Origin of the sequence: Olleya sp. 1-3 (genome assembly GCF_002836085.1) — a bacterium.
Classification (GTDB): Bacteria; Bacteroidota; Bacteroidia; order Flavobacteriales; family Flavobacteriaceae; genus Olleya; species Olleya namhaensis.
In genome coordinates this window covers 338,248-358,953 of record NZ_PJBW01000058.1, presented here as the reverse complement: position 1 = coordinate 358,953, position 20,706 = coordinate 338,248, and the positions used below count along the sequence as shown (strand labels likewise).

19 protein-coding genes are annotated in these 20,706 nt (G+C 34.4%); 14 read left to right on the top strand and 5 right to left on the bottom strand.

The window, feature by feature from the left end; all coding sequences use genetic code 11:
• Positions 1 to 47: 47 nt before the first annotated feature.
• Together CXF54_RS14660 and CXF54_RS14655 are read left to right on the top strand one after the other, a co-directional pair.
• A complete protein-coding gene (locus CXF54_RS14660; protein WP_101204075.1) occupies positions 48 to 2,219 on the top strand; it encodes a carboxy terminal-processing peptidase in 2,172 nt (723 codons plus the stop codon).
• 37 nt (positions 2,220 to 2,256) lie between these two features.
• The gene (locus CXF54_RS14655; RefSeq protein ID WP_101204074.1) at positions 2,257 to 3,351 is read left to right on the top strand and encodes an ABC transporter permease; all 1,095 of its coding nucleotides are present in this window, start codon (positions 2,257 to 2,259) and stop codon (positions 3,349 to 3,351) included.
• On the opposite strand, the gene CXF54_RS14650 is transcribed toward CXF54_RS14655, so the two are convergent.
• From CXF54_RS14650 to CXF54_RS14630, 5 genes are all read right to left on the bottom strand, one after another.
• Positions 3,348 to 4,067: a 3-ketoacyl-ACP reductase gene (locus tag CXF54_RS14650; RefSeq protein ID WP_090837939.1), complete on the bottom strand. Its 720-nt coding sequence runs from the start codon at positions 4,065 to 4,067 to the stop codon at positions 3,348 to 3,350. The two genes, CXF54_RS14655 and CXF54_RS14650, sit on opposite strands and share 4 nt — an antisense overlap.
• 10 nt (positions 4,068 to 4,077) lie before the next feature.
• Positions 4,078 to 4,302 carry a hypothetical protein gene (locus CXF54_RS14645; RefSeq protein ID WP_090837937.1) on the bottom strand — a complete coding sequence of 75 codons (225 nt, stop codon included), beginning with the start codon at positions 4,300 to 4,302 and terminating at the stop codon, positions 4,078 to 4,080.
• A 56-nt stretch (positions 4,303 to 4,358) separates the two neighbouring features.
• The gene (locus CXF54_RS14640; RefSeq protein ID WP_101204073.1) at positions 4,359 to 5,129 is read right to left on the bottom strand and encodes an SDR family NAD(P)-dependent oxidoreductase; all 771 of its coding nucleotides are present in this window, start codon (positions 5,127 to 5,129) and stop codon (positions 4,359 to 4,361) included.
• Positions 5,130 to 5,406: 277 nt separating this feature from the next.
• Positions 5,407 to 6,012 carry a ribosome biogenesis GTP-binding protein YihA/YsxC gene (yihA, locus tag CXF54_RS14635; protein ID WP_090837933.1) on the bottom strand — a complete coding sequence of 202 codons (606 nt, stop codon included), beginning with the start codon at positions 6,010 to 6,012 and terminating at the stop codon, positions 5,407 to 5,409.
• A 68-nt stretch (positions 6,013 to 6,080) separates the two neighbouring features.
• Positions 6,081 to 6,845, bottom strand: coding sequence for an alpha/beta fold hydrolase (locus CXF54_RS14630; protein ID WP_090837931.1), 765 nt, complete (start codon positions 6,843 to 6,845; stop codon positions 6,081 to 6,083).
• 282 nt (positions 6,846 to 7,127) lie between these two features.
• Here CXF54_RS14630 and mraZ point away from each other — a divergent pair, with 282 nt between their 5' ends.
• The 12 genes from mraZ (at position 7,128) to ftsA (ending at position 20,686) form a co-directional block, all read left to right on the top strand.
• A complete protein-coding gene (mraZ, locus tag CXF54_RS14625) occupies positions 7,128 to 7,598 on the top strand; it encodes a division/cell wall cluster transcriptional repressor MraZ (protein ID WP_090837929.1) in 471 nt (156 codons plus the stop codon).
• Positions 7,576 to 8,481, top strand: coding sequence for a 16S rRNA (cytosine(1402)-N(4))-methyltransferase RsmH (rsmH, locus tag CXF54_RS14620; RefSeq protein ID WP_101204072.1), 906 nt, complete (start codon positions 7,576 to 7,578; stop codon positions 8,479 to 8,481). The genes mraZ and rsmH overlap by 23 nt, the downstream gene beginning before the upstream one ends.
• Before the next feature lie 3 nt (positions 8,482 to 8,484).
• Positions 8,485 to 8,802 carry an FtsL-like putative cell division protein gene (locus CXF54_RS14615; protein WP_090837924.1) on the top strand — a complete coding sequence of 106 codons (318 nt, stop codon included), beginning with the start codon at positions 8,485 to 8,487 and terminating at the stop codon, positions 8,800 to 8,802.
• Positions 8,803 to 8,865: 63 nt separating this feature from the next.
• Positions 8,866 to 10,818 (top strand): penicillin-binding protein, encoded by a 1,953-nt coding sequence (locus CXF54_RS14610; RefSeq protein ID WP_101204071.1) that lies wholly within the window; start codon positions 8,866 to 8,868, stop codon positions 10,816 to 10,818.
• Complete coding sequence (locus CXF54_RS14605) at positions 10,815 to 12,278, top strand: UDP-N-acetylmuramoyl-L-alanyl-D-glutamate--2,6-diaminopimelate ligase (protein WP_101204070.1); 1,464 nt, start codon at positions 10,815 to 10,817, stop codon at positions 12,276 to 12,278. The genes CXF54_RS14610 and CXF54_RS14605 overlap by 4 nt, the downstream gene beginning before the upstream one ends.
• Positions 12,279 to 12,332: 54 nt before the next feature.
• Positions 12,333 to 13,565 (top strand): phospho-N-acetylmuramoyl-pentapeptide-transferase, encoded by a 1,233-nt coding sequence (gene mraY / locus CXF54_RS14600; RefSeq protein WP_090837918.1) that lies wholly within the window; start codon positions 12,333 to 12,335, stop codon positions 13,563 to 13,565.
• Between the two features lies 1 nt (position 13,566).
• Complete coding sequence (murD, locus tag CXF54_RS14595; protein ID WP_101204069.1) at positions 13,567 to 14,898, top strand: UDP-N-acetylmuramoyl-L-alanine--D-glutamate ligase; 1,332 nt, start codon at positions 13,567 to 13,569, stop codon at positions 14,896 to 14,898.
• 52 nt (positions 14,899 to 14,950) lie between these two features.
• Positions 14,951 to 16,159, top strand: coding sequence for an FtsW/RodA/SpoVE family cell cycle protein (locus CXF54_RS14590; protein ID WP_090837915.1), 1,209 nt, complete (start codon positions 14,951 to 14,953; stop codon positions 16,157 to 16,159).
• A 9-nt stretch (positions 16,160 to 16,168) separates the two neighbouring features.
• Positions 16,169 to 17,275, top strand: coding sequence for an undecaprenyldiphospho-muramoylpentapeptide beta-N-acetylglucosaminyltransferase (gene murG, locus CXF54_RS14585; RefSeq protein ID WP_101204068.1), 1,107 nt, complete (start codon positions 16,169 to 16,171; stop codon positions 17,273 to 17,275).
• Entirely contained in the window at positions 17,275 to 18,627 is a 1,353-nt protein-coding gene (gene murC / locus CXF54_RS14580) for a UDP-N-acetylmuramate--L-alanine ligase (protein WP_101204067.1), read from the top strand. Before murG ends, murC begins: the two co-directional genes overlap by 1 nt.
• Positions 18,617 to 19,336 carry a cell division protein FtsQ/DivIB gene (locus CXF54_RS14575; protein ID WP_101204066.1) on the top strand — a complete coding sequence of 240 codons (720 nt, stop codon included), beginning with the start codon at positions 18,617 to 18,619 and terminating at the stop codon, positions 19,334 to 19,336. Before murC ends, CXF54_RS14575 begins: the two co-directional genes overlap by 11 nt.
• A gap of 3 nt (positions 19,337 to 19,339) precedes the next feature.
• Positions 19,340 to 20,686, top strand: coding sequence for a cell division protein FtsA (ftsA, locus tag CXF54_RS14570; RefSeq protein ID WP_101204065.1), 1,347 nt, complete (start codon positions 19,340 to 19,342; stop codon positions 20,684 to 20,686).
• Positions 20,687 to 20,706: the final 20 nt, after the last annotated feature.

Genomic DNA, 20,706 nt, shown 5'->3' with positions numbered 1-20,706 from the left:
TTTCTTTACTTTAGTAGAAATTTCTCGTAAAAATTTAAAAAGAACAGATGAAAAGGAAATATAATATAATATTACTAGTGCTATTATTAGCATTTGGGTCTTGCAGCTTTACTGCAAAAGTAGATGATGATCCTGATAAAGATAAATTACTGATTCAAATCATAACGTTGGCATTAGATCAACTCCACTTTGAACCAAAGGAATTAAATGATGCATTTTCTGCTGAAATCTATTCAGACTACCTAGAGTTAGTTGACCCGTTAAAACGTTACTTTTTACAATCAGATATTGATGATTTCAAGAAATTTGAAACTGAAATTGATGACCAATTGAGAGCGTACGATATTTCGTTTTTTAATATGGTTTATGAGCGTTTAATACAACGTCAGCAGGATGCAAAAGAGTATTATAAAAGTATTTTGTCTAAACCATTTAATTATGAGCAAGACGAAGACTATAATGCAGATTACGAGAGTTTAGCATTTGTAAAAAACAAGAAAGCTTTAAAAGAACGTTGGAGACAACAATTAAAATTTAATACATTATCTGGTTATGATATGTTGATTGATCAGCAAAATGGTGAATCAAAAACTGATGATGATGATGATGATGATGATGATGAAGCTGAAGTAAAAGAGCCTATTGTAAAAAAGTCTTTAAAAGAAATTGAAGAAGAGTCAAGAGCAGAAACTTTAAAAACACTAGATAATTATTTTACAGATTATATAGATGATATGGAACGTGAAGACTGGTTTGCTATGTATGTTAATACAATAGTAGAGGAGTTTGATCCACATACATCTTATATGGCGCCAACAGATAAAGATCGTTTTGATCAACAAATGTCTGGTAAGTTAGAAGGTATTGGTGCGCGACTGCAAAAGAAAATGGACTACATTAAGATTGTAGAATTGATTTCTGGAGGACCAGCTTGGAGAGATGGAAAGATTGAGGTTGGAGATTTAATTGTTAAAGTACGTCAAGACAAAGAAAAAGAAGCGATTAGTGTGGTAGGTATGCGTATTGACGATGCCATCAAATTAATAAAGGGCCCAAAAGGAACTAAGGTTATTTTAACTATGAAAAAAGTTGATGGCTCTTTTGAAGATATTGCTATTACTAGAGATATTGTTGAGCTTGAAGAAACGTATGCAAAATCATCGATAGTTAAAAAGGATAACAAAAATTATGGTGTGATTAATTTACCTAAATTTTATGTGGATTTTGAAGACTATAAAAGCAGAAATGCATCTAGCGATATTAAGTTAGAAATTGAACGTTTAAAAGAACAAGGTATAGAAGGATTAGTATTGGACTTACGTAACAACGGAGGTGGATCTTTAAGAACAGTTGTTGATATGGCTGGATTATTTATTAAAGATGGACCAGTAGTACAAGTAAGATCTACGGACGAGCCTAAAGAGGTGTTATCAGATACTGATAAATCTATTATTTGGGATGGGCCATTAGTAATTATGGTTAATGAGCTGTCTGCTTCTGCATCAGAGATTTTAGCTGCAGCTATGCAAGATTATAAACGTGCTATTATTATTGGAAGTAAGCAAACTTATGGGAAAGGAACAGTACAAAACGTATTGGATTTAAACCGTATGGTGCGTAACAGTTCTCACGGAGATTTGGGTGCTTTAAAATTAACGCGTCAAAAGTTTTACCGTATTAATGGTGGGTCTACACAATTAGAAGGTGTTAAAAGTGATGTGGTAGTTCCGGATCGTTATAGCTTTATCGATATTGGAGAGCGTGATCAAGAAAACCCTTTAGCTTGGGATAAAATTACACCTGTAGAGTATGAAGTTTGGAATAGCTATTTTGATTACGATACAACTATCGCAAATAGTAAAAGCCGTATGGAAAACAATGCACAATTAAAGCTTATTGAAAGCAGTGCTAAATGGGCTAAAACTAAAATGGATGATAATAATTATTCACTTAATTACAAGAAATATAAAGCTGAGTTAAAGTTGAATGAGGAAGAAGCAAAACAGTTTGAGGCTATTGCCGATTATAAAACTAATTTGACTTTTGAATCATTACCATATGAGCAAAAGTTATTTGAACAAGACACAATCTTACGTGATAAGCGTAACAGGTGGCACGAAAATTTAAGTAAAGATGTTTATGTCGAAGAAGCTATTAATGTGCTTAACGACTTAAAAATGACTTACGAAATTAAAAAAGTAGCAACCATAAAAGACTAAGGTCTATCGGTCCTATTGCAATAGGAAACTAAAATTTATGGTGACTAAAACAAATTCATTATCACAAATAGCGCTTCAAAAGTTTAAAAAAAACTTTTGGGGCGTTTTTAGTTTGTGCTTTATAGGTGTTGTCGGGTTAATCTCTGTGTTTGCATATCTATTTGCGCCAGATAATTCGCAAAACGCTAATCAAATGCATGTCTCTATTCATTCTAAATCTCCAGGATTTACAGTGGACATGTTGACTATTCCTTCTCAAATTCAAAATGTACAGTCATTTTTAGATAAAATATTTTTTGGAGTAAAAAATACTGATACTGAAATACCAATAGCTACTTTCAGTGTAAACGATAATCAGTTGACTTATACGGAGTATGCATCTGATGGTCTAGAGGGGGTTTCTAAAACAATTGCAGCAGATTTTATAATGAAAAATTCAGCTAGACAATATATAAAGTCGGTGACATTTTATTTAGGAACAGACAAGTATGGACGTGACCTGTTAAGTAGGTTATTAGTTGGTGCTAGGATCTCGTTTTTTATAGGTTTTGTGGCTGTATTTATATCTTTAGTTATTGGGGTGTTTATGGGTAGTGTCGCTGGTTATTACGGTGGGAAAGTAGATGCTTTTATAATGTGGATTATTAATGTAACATGGTCCATTCCAACACTATTATTAGTGATTGCAATAACTTTAGCCTTAGGAAAAGGGTTTTGGCAAGTGTTTATAGCAGTAGGTCTAACTATGTGGGTGGAAGTTGCTAGAGTGGTAAGAGGGCAACTAATTAGTGCCAAAGAAATGCAGTATGTAACCGCAGCACGTGCTTTAGGGTTTAAAGACTATAGGATAATTACAAAGCATATACTTCCAAATATTATGGCGCCAGTTATTGTTATTTGTGCAGCCAATTTTGCAGCAGCAATTTTGATAGAATCTGGGCTTAGTTTTTTAGGGATTGGAGCACAACCGCCTATGGCTAGTTGGGGAGCAATGATTAAGGATCATTACAATTACATAATCCTAGGTAAACCTTATTTAGCGGTGTTACCAGGATTATGTATCATGTTTTTAGTAATGGCGTTTATGCTTATTGGAAATGCATTACGCGATGCTTTAGATGTTAAACATTAAGGATTTGTAGACCATAACGCTGCGCTTTTAAGCATAGCTCTTCTAGGTAACTTTAATCCAGCAACGACTAACTCTGCAAAGTCTTCAGGTTGTAAAATACTGTCTTCAGAGTCTCTGTTTGCAATACCTAAATCTACAGACATATCAGATGCAATAGTACTTGGTGTTAGTGTGCATACTCTAATGTTGTTTTTTCTAACTTCCTTCATTAAAGATTCTGATAAACCTATAACAGCAAATTTTGAAGCTGAATAAGCAGATGTAGTGGCATTACCACTTAATCCTGCTGTAGATGATACATTGATAATGTCACCTTCGTTTTTATCAATTAAATAAGGTAGGACTTCCTTGGTTACATAGTACATACCCATAACATTGGTTTGGATAATTTTAGTCCACTGACTAACTTCCATGTCATTTAAAGTCCCAAAAGCTGCAATACCTGCATTGTTGACTAATATATCAACAGTACCTAAAGTATCTATTAGTGTTTTAATACCTGTTTTTACTTGGTCATAATTACCAACGTCAAACGCAGCATAAGTTGCATTTACACCCAATGCTTTTAGTTCGGCAACAGTTGCTTTTAAAGTCTCTTCGTTTCTACCTGTAATAGCAACGTCAATACCTTCTTTAGCAAATGCTATTGCGGTAGCTTTACCTAGTCCTTTTCCGCCTCCAGTAATTATTGCTTTTTTATTTTTTAAGTGTTCCATTTATTCTTCTTTATTCTACTATTTCGTAATCAATACTTAGTTTTCGTAATGCTCTTAATGCGGATCCTGAATTTTTATCTTCCATTTCGATATCAACGGGATCGCCTTCTAATAAAATGTCTGTAAGCTCATTGGCTAGAGAGTCATTTATGTTTGATGAGATTTCGACAATACATTTAGCAATTGCTCTTTTGTCTGGTCGTTGCGCATCGCAGGATAATAGATTTATTTTCATGATTTTAATTTATAGTTGTAAAGATACTACTGTTTGTTTGGATTGACGGTGTGTCCTTACATATTGTAAACACCACCATTAATATCTAATGTTGCTCCGGTGATAAAACCATCATATTCTGAAGCTAGATATAATACGGCTCTTGCAACGTCATCTGCATTACCAGCACGTTGTATAGGTATGCCTGCTGTTGTAGCTGCAGCAGATTCTTTTGTTGTGTGTGTGTTATGAAACGATGTACCTAAAATTAGTCCAGGCGATACGGCATTTACTCGTGTACCTTGAGGTCCTAACTCTGCAGAAAGCGCACGCGTTAATGTTAAAATAGCTCCTTTACTTGTTGAGTAGGCCAATGATCCTGGGTGTCCGCCTTTACGTCCAGCTAAAGAAGCTAGGTTGACAATACTACTGTTGTCATTTTTTGCAAGATGCGGTGCAGCTGCTCGAGTAACAAACATCATAGAGGTTAAGTTTATGTCCATAACTTTATGCCAAAACTCAGCTTCCATTTCGTTAAGCAGTTTACGGGCAACCAGAGAACCTGCATTGTTTATTAATATATCTAAACCACCAAGTGCTTCTACCGTTTTTGAAACTAATGCGTTTGCATCCTCCTCTTTTGTTAAATCACCGCTTATGGCTACTGCTTTTTGTCCTTTTTTGGTGGCGTAAGCTGTCAACTCATTAGCAGTGTCAGCACTAGAAAAATAATGTATTGCAACATTGGCTCCGCTATCAATAAAGTGCTTAGTTATAGCTTCTCCAATACCTTGTGCTCCAGCTGTTATAAGTACATTTTTTCCGCTTAATTTAGTGTTGTTTGTCATGTTGTTCCGTCGTTTAGTATAATTTGTAATTGCATCAAGCCTAAAAAGAGTGTGTTAGGCTTAAAATTTGGTTAAGCAACTAAAGTAATAAAAAAGCTGAAGAGTAGCGGGTTTTCAATGTGAAAGTCTAGTTAAAACATGGTTGTTTTAGCTAAGTAAAATGATTGCGTAACTAATACGTGTATAATAGGTACGTGTTTTAGTTGCTATTTTTTAGAAAGTAGCAGTTAATTGCTCTGTAGCGTGAATTTGTATAAGAAGTAAAAGGTGTTAGAACTTAGTCTAAAATAAAGCTTTGGTTTAGGCTGTCAATATATTGTAATACCTCTTCTTTACCAATGTCCTTACTAGAAGACGTTATAAAGTAGTTTGGCATTTCCTCCCAAGTTTCTAACAAGATGTTTTTATAATCTTCAACATGGTTGTCAATTGCTTTAGGTTTAAGCTTATCCGCTTTAGTAAATATGATAGAAAACGGAATGCCTTTTTCTCCTAAATACTGCATAAAATCTTGGTCAACAGGTTGAGGTTTGTGCCTGATGTCTACAAGTACAAATGCAGTTACCAGTTGTTCACGTTGTTCTAAATACTGAGTGATAAATTTTTGAAAAACCTTTTTGATGCTTTTAGAAACCTTAGCGTAACCATAACCAGGTAAATCTACTAAAAACCAATCGTGATTGATTAAAAAGTGATTTATAAGCTGTGTTTTTCCTGGGCGACCAGATGTTTTTGCTAAACTTTTTCTGCTGGTAAGCATGTTTATTAATGATGATTTACCAACGTTACTTCTGCCAATAAATGCATATTCTGGTAAGCGATCTTTCGGACACTTGGCAGCGTCAGAATTACTTGTTATAAATTCGGCAGACTTGATGTGCATTGTAAAACTGTTTTTGGTATCGCTAATGCGAAAACTTTTAGTGTAAGATATGTAGTAACTAGTTTGGTTTAAATATTTCGAGTTTTAAACCAGTCAAATAAAATTTGATTAAATGTATCAGGATGTTCCATCATAGCAGCATGACCACATTTGTCTATCCAGAATAAATCAGAATTTGGTAGTAATGCATTAAACTCGTCAGCCACATCAGGAGGTGTAACACCATCATTTTTACCCCAAATGATACATGTTGGTGTATTCATTTTTGGTAAATCCTTAGCCATATTATGTCGGATGGCACTTTTAGCAATTGCTAAAGTTTTAATTAATTTGTTTCTGTCATTTACCGTTTCGTAAACTTCGTCAACAATTTCTTTTGTCGCTACAGCAGGATCATAAAAAACTTCTTGAGCCTTTTTCTTGATAACTTCGTAGTCACTTCTTTTAGTATAACCACCACCCATTGCACTTTCGTAAAGTCCAGAACTTCCTGTAATGACTAAAGCTTTTACTTTGTCAGGATGCATTTTAGTGTGATATAAGCCAATATGCCCACCTAAAGAATTACCTAAAAGCACAACATCATTAAGTCCTTTGAATTCAATAAAATCGTAAAGATATTTTGCAAAAGATTTAACGTTAGTTTTAAGTAAAGACTTGCTGTATATAGGCAGTTCAGGTATAATTACTTTGTAGCCATTAGCACTAAAAAAATCAGTGACAGCAGCAAAATTACTTAGTCCTCCCATAAGTCCGTGAAGTACAATTATTGGTTGTCCTTCACCAACTTCGATATAGTTAAATTTTCCTTCTTTTTTAAGTGTACGAGCCATTAATGATTACTAGTTTACATCAAAAGCAAATATAAGTATTTCATTTAAAAAACAGCTATTTTAATCATTTAGTTCATTGCGGTTTTATGAAATAAAATTCATAATTACTCCCACTTGGTTCTAACTCTTTTAGTTGTCTGTTCTCTTGATACTTGTCTGTTTTTGAGCCTGATTTATGTGTTAAAGTTACAATACTTATTAACAATGTGGTAGAATGTGGTAAAAAGTGGTGTTTTTTTCAATATATTTGATTTTTACAAATTTTGATAGATAAAAACGGTTGTGAACTCATTAATAGGAACATACGAATGTAAAGTAGACGCAAAAGGGAGGCTTATGCTACCTGTTGCGTTGAAAAAACAGTTGGCTCCAGAGTTGCAGGACGGTTTTGTTTTAAAAAGAGCAGTTTTTCAGGAGTGTTTGGAGTTGTATCCAATGCAGGAATGGAATGTTTTGATGCAAAAGGTAAATAAGTTAAATAGATTTAAAAAGAAAAACAACGATTTTATACGTCGCTTCACAGCAGGTGTGAAAATAGTTGAAGTAGATGCTAGTGGGCGTTTGCTGATTCCTAAGGATTTAGTTGCTTTTGCGTCGATAACAAAAGAGATTGTAATGTCTTCGGCTGTAAATATTATCGAGATTTGGGATAAAACAAAATATGAGAAGGCTATTGATGATGCAACTGTTGATTTTGCAGATTTAGCTGAGGAAGTAATGGGTAAAGACGATGACGATGACAGCATATCATAATCCAGTATTATTAAATGAAACCGTTGGTGGCTTGGCAATCAAAGAGGATGGCGTCTATGTGGATGTTACATTTGGTGGTGGTGGACACAGTAGAGAAATATTAAAACGTTTAGGAGAAAACGGTAAGTTGTATGCTTTTGATCAGGATAAAGATGCGCTTGAAAACGCAATTGACGATCCTAGATTTGTATTAATACATGAAAATTTTAGATACATAAAACGTTTTTTACGCTTTCATAATGTAAAAGCTGTGGATGGTATTTTGGCAGATTTTGGAGTGTCGTCACATCAATTTGATGTTGCGGAACGTGGATTTTCTACTCGCTTTGAGGCGGAGTTGGATATGCGTATGAATCAAAATGATACACTGTCTGCTTATCATGTTATTAATGAGTATGATGAAGAGCAACTTAAACAGGTATTGGCACAATATGGAGAGCTTCGTTCTGCTTCAGCTATGGCGGGTTTAATTGTAGAGCAACGTAAAGAAGAGGAGATTAGAACTAGTGATCAACTTAAAAAAGTATTGCAACGCTTTTTGTCTCCAAAACATGAAAACAAAATATTAGCGCAAATATATCAAGCGATAAGAATAGAGGTTAATCAAGAAATTGAGGCTTTGAAGGAGTTTTTACAACAAACGCCAGAGATTTTAAAGCCTAATGGGCGTGTTAGCTTAATTTCTTATCACTCTTTAGAAGATAGATTGGTAAAACGATTTATTAGAAATGGCTTGTTTGAAGGGGAGCCGGAACGTGATGTGTTTGGTCGTTTTGAAGTGCCATTAAAAAAAGTCGGCGGTTTAATTATTCCGTCTAAAGAAGAAATAAAAATTAACAACAGAGCACGTAGTGCGAAGTTGCGTATTGCAGAAAAGATTTAAGCAATGAAAAAAAGTATCTATAGTTTATTGCGAGGGACTTTTTTAGTAAGTGAAGATTCTTTTAAAAACTGGAAAGTAATATTTTTTCTTTCGGCTTTAGCCTTAGTAATGATTGCTAGTTCTCACAGTTTGGATAAGAAAGTATACGAGATAGCAAAACTTAATAATCAAGTTAAAGAATTGCGATCCGAATTATATGATGGAAGGACCCGATTGATGCAACTAAAAATGGAGTCCTCTGTTGTAAAAAAAATGAAAGAAAAAGGGTTGGCGCCTTCAGTAATTCCGCCTAAAAAAATAATTGTTAAACCAGAAAGCTAAGTTCAAATCGTGGCATTAACCGAAAAGAACATATTAAACAGATTGTATTTTGTCGCAGGATGTATGTTCGTCTTTGGGCTGCTTGTGGTTGGAAAATTGTTAACCATCCAAGTGGTGCAAGGTGATAAGTATAGGGCGCTTGCAGACAAGCGCGCTTTAAAGGATGTTGTTATTCCTGCAAACAGAGGTAATGTGTATTCTTCAGATGGTAGCTTATTAGCAACATCAATACCTAAGTATGATATTTTGTTTGATGCAGTAACGCCATCAGATAAAAATTTTAAAGCAAACATAATTGCTTTAAGCGATGCTTTGTCTAAATATTCTGGTAAGTCTAAAACGTATTATAAAAAGGAATTAGGGAAAGCTAGGGCAAATAAAAATAGATACTTTTTGTTAGCACGAAATATTGGTTATTCAGACTATTTAAAGTTTAGAGAGTTTCCTTTATTAAAATTAGGCGCTTTTAAAGGTGGGTTAATTGTGGAGCAGAAAGTAAAAAGAGAACATCCTTTGGGTGAAGTTGCGCAACGTACTATTGGGTATGAGCGTACGGATGATGAAGGTAATATTACAAGAGCAGGTATAGATGGTGCTTTTGGAGTGGATTATTTAAGAGGTAAAGACGGTAAGCGTCTTAAGCAGAAAATAGGAAAAGGACAATGGAAGCCAATTTTAGACTACGATCAAGTAGAACCTAAGGATGGTTTGGATGTATATACAACTATAGATGTTAATATTCAGGATATTGCGCATCATGCCTTATTAGAGCAGTTAGAATTGTACGAAGCAGAACACGGTACTGTGGTGGTTATGGAAGTTGCTACGGGAGAGGTTAAGGCAATTTCTAATTTAGGAAAAACAAAGTCTGGATATTATTACGAAAAAAGGAATTATGCGGTTTATGAGTCGCATGAGCCGGGTTCGACTTTTAAGCTAATGGCTATAATGGCAGCTTTAGAGGATAAAAAAATAGACACGTCAGATGTTATTGACACGGGTAATGGGTATAAGGTGTTTTATGGAAGAGGAATAAAGGATTCTCACGGAAACGGAAAAATATCTGCAGCTAGAGCTTTGGAGGTGTCTTCAAATATTGGTTTAGCAACAATTATTGATGATGCTTATGCTAAAAATCCAGAACGCTTTTTAGATATTTTAAGCAGTTGGAATTTAGATAAAAAATTAGGTATTTCTATTAAAGGAGAAGGAGCACCGATGATCCCGAGACCGGGAGATGAAAAATGGAGTCGTAATGCGCTTCCGTCTATTGCTTATGGTTATAATCTTAGGTTGACGCCTTTGCAAACGCTAACTTTTTATAATGCGGTTGCTAATAATGGAGTTATGGTTAAGCCTAGGTTTATTAGAGAGGTTAAAGAATTGGATAAGCAGATAGAGTCTTTTGAAAGGTCTGTGATTAATCCAAAAATCTGTTCGGACGCTACTTTAAATGCTGCTAAGGCAATGCTTAAAAATGTGGTGACTAGAGGTACTGGGCGTTCATTGTACTCTGATTATTTTTCAATGAGCGGAAAAACAGGTACTGCAAGGGTAGAGTATTGGATGGATGACTGGGCTAAAAAGCCAAGATATATTTCGTCTTTTGCGGGTTACTTTCCTTCGGATAAGCCTAAGTATTCTTGTATAGTCGTGATACATAAGCCGAGTATTAAAAAAGGATTTTATGGAGCAGATGTCTCTGGTCCTGTATTTAAAAAAGTAGCTCAAAAAATATTTACTGACACACCGCTAATTGATGAGGTGGCATCATTAAATGTTGTTGATGCATCAGTAGAAAAAGAGTATGAAGGGTATTATAAAGTTGCAAATACTTATAAAACGATTATGCCAGATGTAACCGGATTGCCGGTTATGGATGCATTGGCTTTGTTGGAAAACATGAATGTTAAAATCAAAGTCCAGTGTAATGGAGTTGGTGTAGTTAATAAGCAATCGGTAAGTAAAAATACCAAGTTAAAAAGTAATCAAATAATAGTTTTAGAAGCGTCGTGAATTCATTAAAAGACATATTATATAAGGTAACGCTAGATGCGGTAGTTGGTAGTACTGATGTTTTGGTGCGCAATATCCAGTTTAACTCTCGTAGTATCGCGGTTAATGATGTTTTTGTGGCTATAAAAGGTAGTCTTACGGATGGTCATCAATATATAGATAAAGCAATTGAGCAAGGTGCTATTGTTGTGGTTTGTCAAGAAGTACCTGTTAATACTAAAACAGGAATTACTTATATAAAGGTGGATGATTCTAGTCGTGCTTTAGCGATTATGGCAGCTAATTTTTATGGTAATCCTTCTGAGAATTTAAAGTTAGTCGGTGTAACGGGTACCAATGGAAAAACAACCGTTGCGTCACTTTTGTATCAATTATTTAAAAAAGCGGGGTATAAGGTTGGGTTGTTGTCTACGGTAAAAATTATGGTGGATAATGAAGTGTTTACGGCGACACATACAACACCAGATTCTTTAACAATAAATCAATATCTAAAGCAGATGAATGATCAGGGTGTTGAGTTTTGCTTCATGGAAGTTAGCTCGCACGGGATACATCAAAACAGAACTTTAGGTTTGAAATTTGAAGGTGGAATTTTCACAAATTTATCTCATGATCATTTAGATTATCACGATACGTTTGCAGAGTATAGAGATGTAAAAAAACGCTTTTTTGACGAGTTGCCTAAATCGGCATTCGCGTTAATTAATGGCGATGATAAAAATGGAAGCATTATGCTTCAAAACACTAAAGCAAAACAATATACTTATGCTTTAAAAACCTATGCGGATTATAAAGCTCAGATTTTAGAGAATCAGTTTAGTGGTTTGTTATTAAAGCTTAATGATAATGAGGTTTGGGTAAGGTTAATTGGGACGTTTAATGCTTATAATATTTTGGCAATTTTCGCTACTGCGGAATTATTGGGTCTTGAAAAACAAGAGTCGTTAAGGCTAATTAGTGAGTTAGAGAGTGTAAGTGGGCGTTTTCAGTTTGTGATTTCTGATCAGAAAATAACTGCTATTGTAGATTATGCACATACACCGGATGCTTTAAAAAATGTGTTAGAAACTATTAATGATATCAGAACTAAAAATGAAGATGTTATTACTGTTGTTGGTTGTGGAGGTGATAGAGATGTCACTAAAAGGCCAAAAATGGGGCATATCGCTTCGGCTTTAAGTACTAAAGTCATTTTTACAAGTGATAACCCAAGAAGTGAAGTGCCTGAGGCTATAATTGAAGCAATTGAAGTTGGAGTGGAGCCTCAAAATTTTAAAAAAACACTGTCTATTGTAGATAGAAAACAAGCAATAAAAACAGCGTGCCAGCTGGCTAAACCAAATGATATCATTTTAATAGCCGGAAAAGGGCATGAGACGTATCAAGAGGTAAAAGGAGAGCGTTCTGATTTTGATGATTTCAAAATAGTAAAAGCGTATTTAAAACAATTAGAAAAATAAATTTTGATGGTCTCTAAAAGTAGAGCTTCAAAAACAAAATAAAATATTAAGAGAATGCTGTATTACTTATTCGATTTTTTAGAAAAAAACTATCAATTTCCTGGTGCTAGTGTGTTTCAGTTTATCACATTTAGGGCTGCGTTGGCAATATTATTGTCGTTGTTGTTTTCTACAATTTTCGGTAAACGCATCATAGTAGCTTTACAGAGAAAGCAGGTTGGAGAATCTGTAAGAGATTTAGGTTTAGATGGTCAACTAGAAAAAGCGGGTACTCCAACAATGGGAGGTATTATCATTATTCTAGCTACTCTAATTCCTGTGTTGTTGTTTGCTAAGTTGGATAATATTTATGTGATATTATTAATTGTTACCATGTTGTGGATGGGAGCAGTTGGTTTTACAGATGATTATATAAAAGTATTTAAAAAGAATAAAGAAGGGTTAAGTGGTAAGTTTAAAGTTTTAGGTCAAGTTGGTCTTGGTTTATTTGTGGGGTCTGTGATGTATTTTCATCCGGGTATTACTATTAAAACAGAAAAGGTTAATCCTGTTTTTGAAACTGAATTAATTACACAGAATTCACCTAGAGAGTTTAATGTAGCGGAACAGTCTTTAAAAACAACGATTCCTTTTGTAAAAGATAACGAGTTTGATTACACAGATTTAGTGACTTGGATGGGTGATGAGTACGCTAAATATGCGTGGTTAGTATTTATCCCAATCGTAATTTTTATTATCACAGCAGTCTCTAACGGGGCTAATTTAACGGATGGAATTGATGGTTTAGCAGCAGGTAGCTCCGCTATAATCGTCTTTGTGCTTGCTATTTTTGCTTTTATATCTGGTAACATTGTGTTCTCGGATTACTTAAATGTCATGTTTATTCCAAATCTGGGAGAAATGGTGGTGTTTATAGCTGCTTTTGTTGGGGCTTTGATTGGGTTTTTATGGTATAATACCTATCCAGCTCAAGTGTTTATGGGTGATACGGGTAGTTTAACTATCGGTGGTGTGATTGCTGTAATAGCAATTGCAGTAAGAAAAGAGTTGTTGATACCAGTGCTTTGCGGAATTTTCTTTGCAGAGTCATTATCAGTAATCTTACAGGTAGCTTACTTTAAATATACAAGAAAGAAATATGGTGAGGGTCGACGCATTTTTTTAATGTCGCCTTTGCATCATCATTATCAGAAAAAAGGATATCACGAAAGTAAGATTGTAACACGTTTTTGGATTGTAGGTATTTTGCTTGCTATACTAACTGTTGTAACCTTAAAATTAAGATAGGATGAAACGATTAGTGATTCTTGGAGCAGGAGAAAGCGGTGTCGGAACTGCCCTTTTGGGACAAGCCAAAGGGTTTCAGGTCTTTGTTTCTGATAAAGGAAAGGTAAAAGACAAATATAAAGAGGTTCTTATACATAATAAGGTTGAGTGGGAAGAGGAGCAGCATACTGAAGCTAAAATATTAAATGCAGATGTTGTGATGAAAAGTCCAGGAATTCCTGATAAAGTAGCTATTGTAAAAGCGCTTTTAGATAAAGGAGTTGCTGTGATTTCGGAAATAGAATTTGCAAGCCAGTTTACTGATGCTACAATAGTTGCAATTACAGGTAGTAACGGGAAAACAACAACAGCTATGTTGACGCACCATGTGTTAAAACAAGAATTAGATGTTGGATTGGCGGGTAATATTGGGGATAGTTTTGCAAAGCAAGTTTTAGAGCATGATTTTAAAAATTATGTTTTAGAAATAAGCAGTTTTCAATTAGATGGCTGTGTAAACTTTAAACCAAATATTGCAGTAATAACCAATATTGTACCAGATCATTTAGATCGATATGATTACAAATTTGAAAATTACATTGCTTCAAAATTTAGTATTACTAAAAATCAAACAAAAGAAGATTATTTGATTTACGATGCAGATGATGAAGTGATTTTAGAGAACATAAAAAAGAATACCATTCAAGCTACATTATTACCGTTTTCGTTAACAAAAACAATTGAAAATGGTGCGTATTTGGATCAAGACAACATTATAATAACAATAGATAATAATCAGATAATTATGCCAACAAAAAATATCGCTTTAGAAGGGAAACATAATGTAAAAAATGCAATGGCTGCATCTACAGTTTCACATTTATTAAAAATTAGAAAGCAAACTATTCGCGAAAGCTTAGAAAACTTTCAGGGTGTTGAGCATCGTTTAGAAAATGTACTTAAGATTAATAAAGTACAGTATGTAAACGACTCTAAGGCGACTAATGTAAATGCAACTTATTTTGCTTTAGAAAGTATGTCATCGCCAACGGTTTGGATTGTTGGAGGAGTGGATAAGGGTAACGATTATAAAGAGTTGTTTTCGTTTGTAAACGAAAAAGTAAAGGCTATTATTTGTTTAGGTGTAGATAACCAAAAGCTGTTGGCTAGCTTTGGTGATATGGTTGATGTTATTGTTGAAACGCAGTTTATGAGCGAAGCTGTAAAAATAGCTTACAAAATTGCGGAAGCTGGTGATAGTGTATTGTTATCTCCTGCATGCGCAAGTTTTGATTTATTTGAGAATTATGAAGATAGAGGGCGTCAATTTAAAGATGCGGTAAGAAATTTATAATATATAATTAAAAAAAACAAGTAAAAGCCTGTTTAGGTGGGATTGTGAGGTAATGCAAAATTCAATAATAAATAATATAAAGGGAGATAAGTTAATATGGGCTATATCAGCACTGTTGGCTATATTTTCGTTTTTACCTGTTTATAGTGCTGCTAGTAATTTAGTAAATATTAGTGGTGACGGAAGTACGTTTGCATATTTTGTAAAACACTTTATGCATTTGTTTTTAGGGTTTTCTATTATGTACGGTGTACATAAAATACCATACAGATACTTTAGAGGGTTGTCAATGGTTATGATGCCTGTGGTTTTTGTATTGTTAATTTTAACGGTATTGCAAGGAACTACTATTGATGGGGCTAATGCAAGTCGTTGGATAAGTATACCTTTTGTTAATATGTCATTTCAAACATCTACGTTGGCAGCAGTGGTGTTAATGGTTTATATAGCACGTTACTTATCAAAAATTAAAGACAAAATAATTACGTTTAAAGAGTCAATTTTACCGCTTTGGATTCCGGTGTTTTTAGTGTTAGCATTAATTTTGCCTTCCAATTTTTCTACAACCGCTATTATTTTTGTGATGGCTTGTGCGTTGTTGTTTTTAGGTGGGTATCCTTTACGTTATTTAATAGCGATGGGTCTGGCTGGTATTGTTGGTTTAGCCATGTTTGTGTTGGTTGCTAAAGCATTTCCAGATGCTATGCCTAACCGTGTTGATACCTGGATAAGTCGTGTAGAAAGTTTTTTTAACGGAGAGGATTCAAAAGAAGATTATCAAATAGAAAGGGCGAAAATTGCAATTGCTTCTGGAGGAATTGTTGGTGTTGGTTCAGGGAAAAGTATTCAGAAAAACTTTTTACCACAATCATCATCAGATTTTATTTATGCAATTATTGTTGAAGAATACGGTTTAATTGGTGGCTTTGCATTAATGGTGTTGTATATGTGGTTGCTATTTAGAATAATAATAGTGTCTCAAAAAGCAGATACCGTTTTTGGTAAGTTACTTGTGTTAGGTGTTGGTTTGCCAATAATTTTTCAAGCAATGATAAATATGGCGGTGGCTGTAGAGTTGTTTCCTGTAACGGGGCAAACACTACCTTTAATTAGTAGTGGAGGTACTAGTATTTGGATGACCTGTTTGGCTATTGGAATTATTTTAAGTGTAAGCGCAAAAAGAGAAGAGTTAATTAATAAAGAAAAAGAAACCGATGTAGATAACCCGCTAGAGGTGTTGTCTGAGGCGTTGGAGGATTAAAATATAACAGTGAATAGTAAAAATAAAACATATAAAATTATTTTATCAGGTGGTGGTACGGGTGGTCATATCTATCCTGCTATAGCAATTGCTAACGAGCTTAAGTTGCGTTATCCTGATGCTGAGTTTTTGTTTGTTGGTGCAAAGGATAGAATGGAGATGGAGAAAGTGCCTCAGGCTGGTTATGCTATAAAAGGGCTTTGGATATCAGGTATTCAGCGTAAGCTTACACTTAAAAACATGATGTTTCCGTTTAAACTAATTAGTAGTTTATGGAATGCGAAAAAGATAATTAAACAATTTAAGCCAGATGTAGTTATTGGAACTGGTGGTTTTGCAAGTGGTCCATTGTTGCAAGTTGCAACGTATAAAGGAATACCTAGTTTAATTCAAGAGCAAAATTCATTTCCAGGTATTACAAATAAGTTTCTGGCTAAAAAAGCCGAAAAAGTATGTGTGGCCTATAACGGTTTAGAACGCTTTTTTCCTGCTGAAAAAATTATAAAAACAGGTAATCCTGTACGTCAGGATTTATTAGATATTTCTTCTAAAAGAGCAGAGGCAATAAAGTATTTTGATTTAGTTGAAAGTAAGCAGACGCTTTTAGTGTTAGGTGGTAGTTTAGGAGCTAAAGCAATTAACGAGTTAATGGTTAATGAACTAGATTTTTTACAAACACTAAACATACAAGTGATTTGGCAATGTGGTAAGTTGTATTATCAGAGTTATAAGTTGTACGGTAATACAAAGCATGTTCAAATACATGAGTTTATAAATAAAATGGATTATGCCTATGCTGCTGCAGATTTTATAATATCTCGTGCGGGAGCTGGTTCTGTTAGTGAGTTGTGTATCGTTGGGAAGCCTGTAGTTTTTGTGCCTTCTCCATATGTGGCGGAAGACCATCAGACTAAAAATGCATCGGCAATAGTTAATGAAAACGCAGCGCTTTTAATTGCACAAGACGATTTAAAAGTAGACTTTAAAAATAAGTTTGGGCAGTTAGTGGCTTCAAAAGAAAAACAAGAAGAGTTAAGTAAAAATATAAAAAAATTAGCATTAGTAAACGCAGCCAAAGACATCGCGGACGAGGTTGAAAAATTGCTAAACAAATAATGGATTTAAAAAAGATACATAACATTTATTTTATTGGTATTGGAGGTATCGGTATGTCTGCTATTGCACGCTATTTTAAAGCAAGTGGTAAGCAGGTGTCTGGGTATGATAAAACACAAACAGATATTACTAATAGTCTTCAGGATTTAGGTGTAACGGTGTGTTTTGAAGATGCTATGGCTAATGTGGAGGGATGTTATTTAGATTCAGAGTCAACCTTGGTTGTGTATACGCCTGCAGTACCTAAAAGTCATTTGCAATTAACCTATTTTAAAAATAATGGGTTTACGGTTTTAAAGCGTTCTGAAATTTTAGGGCTAATAACAGAGCATACATTTTGTCTTGCTGTTGCTGGTACGCATGGTAAAACAACAACGACAAGTATTTTAGGGCATTTATTAAATGAATGTAATGTTAAGTTGACTGCTTTTTTAGGTGGGATTAGCGAAAATTATAATTCTAATCTAATATTAAACGGTGACAAAGTTAGTGTTGTAGAGGCAGATGAGTTTGATAGGTCTTTCTTGACATTAAGTCCAGATATGGCGTGTATAACGTCTATGGATGCGGATCATTTGGATATTTATGGTGATGCTTCAGAGTTAATTAAAACATTTGAAGATTTTACCAGAAAGCTAAAGCCTAATGGGAAGTTGTTTGTTAAAAATGGGTTGCCTTTAAATGGGATTACTTACGGAATAGAAGATGATGCAGATTATACTGCTCAAAATATAAGAATAGAAAATGGGGCTTATGTTTTTGATGTTAAAACACCAGAAACAGTGTTCAAAGATTTTAAATTTAATTTGCCGGGAAGACATAATTTATCTAATGCCTTAGTGGCTTTGGCTATGTCTATAGAGTATGGTATTTCTGGACCACAGCTTGTTGCAGCATTAGCATCGTATTTAGGGGTTAAACGCAGATTTACCTATCAGATTAAAACGGATGATTTAGTTTTTATTGATGATTATGCACATCATCCAGAAGAAATTAATGCGGTACATCAAGCAGTGCGTGAGATGTATCCAAAGGATAAGGTTGTAGCTGTTTTTCAGCCACATTTATTTTCTAGGACTAAGGATTTTGCAGTCGAATTTGGGAAAAGTTTGTCGCAGTTTGACGAGGTTATCTTGTTGGATATTTATCCAGCAAGAGAATTGCCTATTGAAGGCGTGACATCGGAATGGTTGTTGAGTCTAATAGATAATGAAAACAAAAAATTAGTATCAAAAACGGATCTAATTAGCAGTATAAAGCAAAGTAGTGCAAAAATTGTATTGACAATTGGAGCCGGAGATATAGGAGTTGAAGTTGCAAAAATTAAAAAAGCATTAATTAATGAAGATTAATTGGGACTATATAAAAATGATGGTACTACTAGGTTTAGTGGTGTTTTTGTATGCGTTTTCTTCAGTAAGAAATGCTAAGCGAGAAGTGTCAAAACCTCTAGTGGAATTTGTGGGTAATAAAAACCTATTTATTACGCATGAAGATGTTAGTAAGTTGTTAATACAAAATCAACAAAACGCTACCAACAAGTCCAAAGAAATTTTAGATTTGAATTTGTTAGAAAGTACCCTAAACGCAAATCCAATTATCGAGTTTGCAGATGTTTACGTTAGTGTTACCGGAAATTTGGTAGCTAAGGTTAAACAAAAAATGCCTATTGCTAGAGTTATAGACGAGACTTCTTTTTATGTAGACAGTAATGGTGGCTTTATGCCTCTGTCAAAAAACTACACAGAACGTGTCCCAATTGTAACCGGTATTGTGGACAAAAAAGACTTAGGAAGGATTCATGAAATAGCAACAAAAATTCAAAAAGATGAGTTTTTGAAAAAACATGTAGTACAAATTCAACAAAATAAGGATAATACTATAGATCTTAAGTTAAGACAGTGTAATTTTGTAGTCAAAATAGGCAGTTTAGAGCAATTGGATAAAAAAATCAACAATCTAAAAGCCTTCTATTTAAAAGCCACAAAAGATAAAACCTTAAATAATTACAGTAAAGTAAACTTACAATTTGGTAGTCAAGTTGTGTGTACAAAAGCATAAGTTATGGAACAGAACATTGCAGTAGGATTAGACATAGGTACAACTAAGATTGTAGCTATGATTGGTCGTAAGAACGATTATGGTAAAGTCGAAATTTTGGGCATAGGTAAGGCTAAAAGTTTAGGTGTACATCGTGGTGTAGTAAATAACATAACGCAAACCATACAATCCATTCAGCTAGCTATTCAAGAAGCAGAAGCTGCAGCAGCAACTAAAATTGAAGGTGTAACTGTTGGTATTGCTGGGCAACACATTAGAAGTTTACAACACAGTGACTATATAACAAGACCAAATAGCGAAACGGTTATTGATGATGATGATATTGATAGGTTAATAAATCAAGTGCACAAATTAGTGATGTTACCTGGAGAGGAAATTATCCATGTATTACCACAAGAGTATAAAATTGACGGTCAAGCCGAAATCAAAGAACCAATTGGTATGTATGGTGGGCGTTTGGAAGCTAATTTTCATGTTGTAGTTGGTCAAGTGTCATCTATCAGAAACATTGGTCGTTGTGTGCAAAGTGCAGGATTAACTTTGGAGGGTATTACTTTAGAGCCTTTAGCTAGTGCAAACGCAGTACTTAGTCAAGAAGAAAAAGAAGCAGGAGTTGCCTTAATTGATATAGGAGGTGGTACAACAGATTTAGCCATTTTTAGAGATGGTATAATCCGTCATACTGCAGTTATTCCTTTTGGAGGAAACGTTATTACAGAAGATATCAAAGAAGGGTGTTCTATAATAGAAAAGCAAGCCGAATTACTTAAAATTAAGTTTGGAAGTGCTTGGCCGGGAGAAAACAAGGATAATGAAATTGTTTCTATCCCAGGTTTAAGAGGGCGTGACCCAAAAGAAATTACTTTAAAAAACTTGTCTAAAATAATTCATGCTAGAGTTGTGGAGATTGTAGAACAAGTGTACGTAGAGATTAAAAACTACGGTCACGAAGAGCAAAAAAAGAAACTAATAGCTGGTATTGTATTAACAGGTGGAGGAAGCCAATTAAAACACTTAAAGCAGTTAGTAGAATATATTACAGGTATGGATACTAGAATAGGGTACCCAAACGAACATTTAGCAGGAGATAGTGATGATACTATTACTAGCCCATTATTCGCAACAGCGGTAGGATTAGTAATGGATGGGTTAAAACGTCAAGATCGTAAAAAAGCCGAAGCTAAAATTGAAGAAGCTATCCAAGCACAAGAAGAGGCTGTTATAGCACAAGAGGAAGTTACGCAAGCAGAAGCTGAAATAGAAAAAATAGAACCACCTAAAAAACAACGTAAGTCGTTTTTAGATACGTTAACAGACAGAGTCAAAGACTTTTTGGATAACGCAGAATAATTTTAATAAAAAGTAAGCGA

Bases quoted from the DNA above. Each gene is read 5' to 3' on its own strand.
- CXF54_RS14660 (WP_101204075.1), top strand. From the start codon at position 48: ATGAAAAGGAAATATAATATAATATTACTAGTGCTATTATTAGCATTT.
- CXF54_RS14655 (WP_101204074.1), top strand. From the start codon at position 2,257: ATGGTGACTAAAACAAATTCATTATCACAAATAGCGCTTCAAAAGTTT.
- CXF54_RS14650 (WP_090837939.1), bottom strand. From the start codon at position 4,067: ATGGAACACTTAAAAAATAAAAAAGCAATAATTACTGGAGGCGGAAAA.
- CXF54_RS14645 (WP_090837937.1), bottom strand. From the start codon at position 4,302: ATGAAAATAAATCTATTATCCTGCGATGCGCAACGACCAGACAAAAGA.
- CXF54_RS14640 (WP_101204073.1), bottom strand. From the start codon at position 5,129: ATGACAAACAACACTAAATTAAGCGGAAAAAATGTACTTATAACAGCT.
- yihA (WP_090837933.1), bottom strand. From the start codon at position 6,012: ATGCACATCAAGTCTGCCGAATTTATAACAAGTAATTCTGACGCTGCC.
- CXF54_RS14630 (WP_090837931.1), bottom strand. From the start codon at position 6,845: ATGGCTCGTACACTTAAAAAAGAAGGAAAATTTAACTATATCGAAGTT.
- rsmH (WP_101204072.1), top strand. From the start codon at position 7,576: ATGACGATGACAGCATATCATAATCCAGTATTATTAAATGAAACCGTT.
- CXF54_RS14615 (WP_090837924.1), top strand. From the start codon at position 8,485: ATGAAAAAAAGTATCTATAGTTTATTGCGAGGGACTTTTTTAGTAAGT.
- CXF54_RS14610 (WP_101204071.1), top strand. From the start codon at position 8,866: ATGTTCGTCTTTGGGCTGCTTGTGGTTGGAAAATTGTTAACCATCCAA.
- mraY (WP_090837918.1), top strand. From the start codon at position 12,333: ATGCTGTATTACTTATTCGATTTTTTAGAAAAAAACTATCAATTTCCT.
- murD (WP_101204069.1), top strand. From the start codon at position 13,567: ATGAAACGATTAGTGATTCTTGGAGCAGGAGAAAGCGGTGTCGGAACT.
- CXF54_RS14590 (WP_090837915.1), top strand. From the start codon at position 14,951: ATGCAAAATTCAATAATAAATAATATAAAGGGAGATAAGTTAATATGG.
- murC (WP_101204067.1), top strand. From the start codon at position 17,275: ATGGATTTAAAAAAGATACATAACATTTATTTTATTGGTATTGGAGGT.
- CXF54_RS14575 (WP_101204066.1), top strand. From the start codon at position 18,617: ATGAAGATTAATTGGGACTATATAAAAATGATGGTACTACTAGGTTTA.
- ftsA (WP_101204065.1), top strand. From the start codon at position 19,340: ATGGAACAGAACATTGCAGTAGGATTAGACATAGGTACAACTAAGATT.